The sequence below is a fragment of the Mycobacterium sp. genome, from assembly GCF_049673265.1.
GTDB lineage: Bacteria > Actinomycetota > Actinomycetes > Mycobacteriales > Mycobacteriaceae > Mycobacterium.
Genome location: NZ_JBATXN010000502.1, coordinates 1 through 2958, shown reverse-complemented (window position 1 = coordinate 2958; position 2958 = coordinate 1). Strand labels below are relative to the sequence as shown.

The 2958-nt window shown below is 65.9% G+C and carries 4 protein-coding genes and 1 pseudogene; all 5 read right to left on the bottom strand.

Features of this window, described 5'->3' with window-relative positions; all coding sequences use genetic code 11:
• On the bottom strand, positions 1–230 hold a 230-nt coding region (locus WBF82_RS17340; RefSeq protein ID WP_424384198.1), incomplete at its 3' end, for a WXG100 family type VII secretion target.
• A 32-nt stretch (positions 231–262) separates the two neighbouring features.
• Positions 263–556, bottom strand: a complete 294-nt coding sequence (gene esxG / locus WBF82_RS17335; protein ID WP_424384197.1) for a type VII secretion system protein EsxG — start codon at positions 554–556, stop codon at positions 263–265.
• Between the two features lie 47 nt (positions 557–603).
• On the bottom strand, positions 604–2259 hold the full coding sequence (locus tag WBF82_RS17330; RefSeq protein ID WP_424384196.1) for a PPE family protein: 1656 nt from the start codon (positions 2257–2259) through the stop codon (positions 604–606).
• A gap of 3 nt (positions 2260–2262) precedes the next feature.
• The gene (locus tag WBF82_RS17325) at positions 2263–2571 is read right to left on the bottom strand and encodes a PE family protein (RefSeq protein ID WP_424384195.1); all 309 of its coding nucleotides are present in this window, start codon (positions 2569–2571) and stop codon (positions 2263–2265) included.
• 168 nt (positions 2572–2739) lie between these two features.
• Positions 2740–2958 (bottom strand): annotated as a pseudogene (locus WBF82_RS17320) (PPE family protein); the annotation flags it as partial.

Sequence of the window (2958 nt, the reverse complement as noted above, 5' to 3'; positions counted from 1 at the left end):
TCATGCGTGCCGGCCATCGCGCGATACGCCAGCACCAACTGCTCCATGGCCTGATTCCACTGGGCCTGCCAGGCCTGATAACTCATCCCGGTATCGCCCTGCCAACCCGCCGACAACGCCGCCTGCTCACTGGCGATATCGGCACCCAACCCCTGCAACGTGCCCGCATACCCGGCCATATCCGCCGCATGCGCCAGCATCGCCGGATAGTTGTACATGATCTGTGACATCACAAACCCTTTCGTCGAAGCCGAATCAGCGTCTAAAAGCCCGGGTAGCTGCCGGCCGCAGCCGAATCAGCGGCCACATACGTCCCCGCCGCATCGCCAAGGTTGGCCTGCGCGATATCCAGCAAGCTGTTGATCTTGGCTGCCGCCGCCACAAACCGGGCATGAGCGGCCTGAAACGCCGCCGCGGACTCACCGGCATGAAACGCCTGCGCCGACATCGCCTCCTGCTCGGCCTGACCAATCGTCGAGCGCATCAACCCCGCCTTGGCCCCAAACGCCGACTGCGACGCCACCAACTGCGGAATATGAGCATCCAACATACTCATAACTCAAATCCTTTCCTTAGTCGACTACCGTTGTCACACAAGAACACTCAGCTGCGATCTTCTGCCTCCGACGTCTCCGGGTCCCAACTGCCCGGCAGCATCGGCATCCGCGGACCGTCACCGAACGCATCACCGGAAAGCGTAGCCAAACCCGCCGCCGGCGTTCTGTCCTTTGACACCGTCCCGGCGAAACCCAGGTTTCCCGCACTTTGGCCGGAGGCCGTCGTCGACGCGACACCCCAGTCGGGATCAACATCGATATTCATATCCGCGAACTCGTCGGCGCGATCGCGCTGTTGTGCGCGTCGACGCCGTCGCGCCCGAGCTTGCTTTTTCGCCGCCGCCGCGGCGGCCGCGACGGCGGTCTCCGCTTCCGGCGTCTTGCTCTTGGCGCTGGAGCGAGCGCTGGCACTCATCGCCGAACCCACCCCAATACCGGGCGGCCCGATCACATACGGCGGCATAAACCCCGCTCCACCGGCCGCTGGCGGCGGTGGCGGTGGCGCCGGGCTGGCCACCGTGCCGGTTGTGGGCGCGACAGACGGGGCGGGCGCCGCCCCGGGCGTGACCACCGACCCGAGGACATTTGGGGCCATCCCGGCAACCGGTAACACAGGAGGCGCAGCCACAGCCGGTGCCAGCGCCGGCAGCGTGGTCGCGGGCTGGATGCCAGCCAGGCCCGCCAATCCCGCCAAGCCTGCGCCGGCGGGGGCGATCGCCGGGCTCGCCAACGCGGCGAATAACGCCGGGTTCTGGCCCAGCCAGGTACCGATTTCTGCGACGTGCAAGGGCCAGTCGTACAGCTCGAGGCTGATCAGGTACTGAAACGCGCCGACCGGATTGGTGAGCAACTCTTGGCCGAATTGCTGGAAATCCTCGGTCAGTTCGAGGGCCCGCGCGACCCAGAACGCGGCTTGGCCGGGGTTGGTATAGGTGTCGTAGGTGGCTCCGTTGAGGGTCCCCGCGGCGGGGTCCCAGTTATAGCCGAAGTTCTGCAGGAAGTTCGCGATGGCGTTGTCGAACGCGTTGTCGATCGTCGGGTCGTGTGCAAGTTGGCTATTTCCGATACCGAGGTTTTGCAGATCCTGCACCAGCCACTGCGGAAGACCCAGCGGATTGTCGCTGGACGAGTCGGCCGACGAGGACGCCGCAGTTTGCGTGTCGGTTTTCTGGATCGTCGGTGCAGCGGACGTCGGGGGCGCCGCCGCCACCGCCGTGCCGGCGACCGTTTGGTAGGTGCCCATGATCGTGGCGGCCTGAACCCACATCCGGACATAGTCGGCCTCGTTGAGCGCAATCGGAATCGTGTTGATGCCAAAGAAATTCGTTGCCACCAACACCCCGTGAACCGCGTGGTTGGTCGCCAGCTCAGGCATCGTCGGCATCGCCGCCAGTGCGGCGGTGTAGGCCGCGGCCACTGTCTCATGTTGGGCGGCCGCCGACGCACTATCCGTGCTGGCCTGCGTCAGCCACGCCAGGTAGGGCACGTACGCCGCGACGAACGACTCAGCGCTCGGCCCTTGCCACGCGCCTGCCTGCACCTGCGCCAACACCGCACTGATTTCCTTCGCCACTGAGGAGTATTCGGCACTCAACGAGTTCCACGATTGCGCCGCCGCCAATAACGACCCTGGCCCCGGACCGCTGCTCAGCAACGCCGAATGCACCTCTGGCGGCGCAGCCATCCAGATCGGTGCAGTCATCCGTCAGCCCCAGGCGCCGTGATACGACGCGGCCGCCGCGGCATCGCCTGCCGCATAGCTTGCGCCCGACTCGCCCACCCCGACGCCGGAGCGACCGAGCTCCTCGACACCTTGAGCGGCCACCGCCGCATGCGCGCACCCGTGGACGCTGAAACCGGCGGCACTCTGCAGCGATACCGGGTCCGCGGCGGGCGGCACCACCGCCGTGATCAGCGGGGCCGCGCCGGCATGCGCAGCCGCCAGCCGTGCCGTCAGCGCCTCGATGCTCGCACTGGCAGCCTCAAGACCTTCGGGAACGACGCGCAACGCCATGACGACCACTCCAGACCCAGGTGAACATGATTTTCATTAACAGTAGTACCACATGGCTGTGGGTTTAGGAATTCCAACAGCGCGATTTCGGCCTGTAGCGCGGTCCTGATCGCCAGGGAGCCCACAGGCCGAAACTGCTCGGAGCTCAGCCTCTTGCGCTTCACCGACCTAGTCGGCGTTCCAGCTCCTCGGCACCATCGGCATCGTGGGACTGCCGCCGAACTGATCGTCGGCTAATGTCGTCAACCCCGCCGCTTCGCTGACCGTCTGCTTGACCACTGTGCCGGCGAAGCCCAACGGTCCGGCGCCTTGATCTGACGCCACCGTCAGCGCATCGTGCGATCCGCTCGGCGGGCCCCATTCCGGGTCGATGTGGACGTTCATATC

What these genes read in the sequence shown, in the direction of transcription:
- esxG (WP_424384197.1), bottom strand. Translation starts at nt 556, where the DNA reads ATGAGTATGTTGGATGCTCATATTCCGCAGTTGGTGGCGTCGCAGTCG.
- WBF82_RS17330 (WP_424384196.1), bottom strand. Translation starts at nt 2,259, where the DNA reads ATGACTGCACCGATCTGGATGGCTGCGCCGCCAGAGGTGCATTCGGCG.
- WBF82_RS17325 (WP_424384195.1), bottom strand. Translation starts at nt 2,571, where the DNA reads ATGGCGTTGCGCGTCGTTCCCGAAGGTCTTGAGGCTGCCAGTGCGAGC.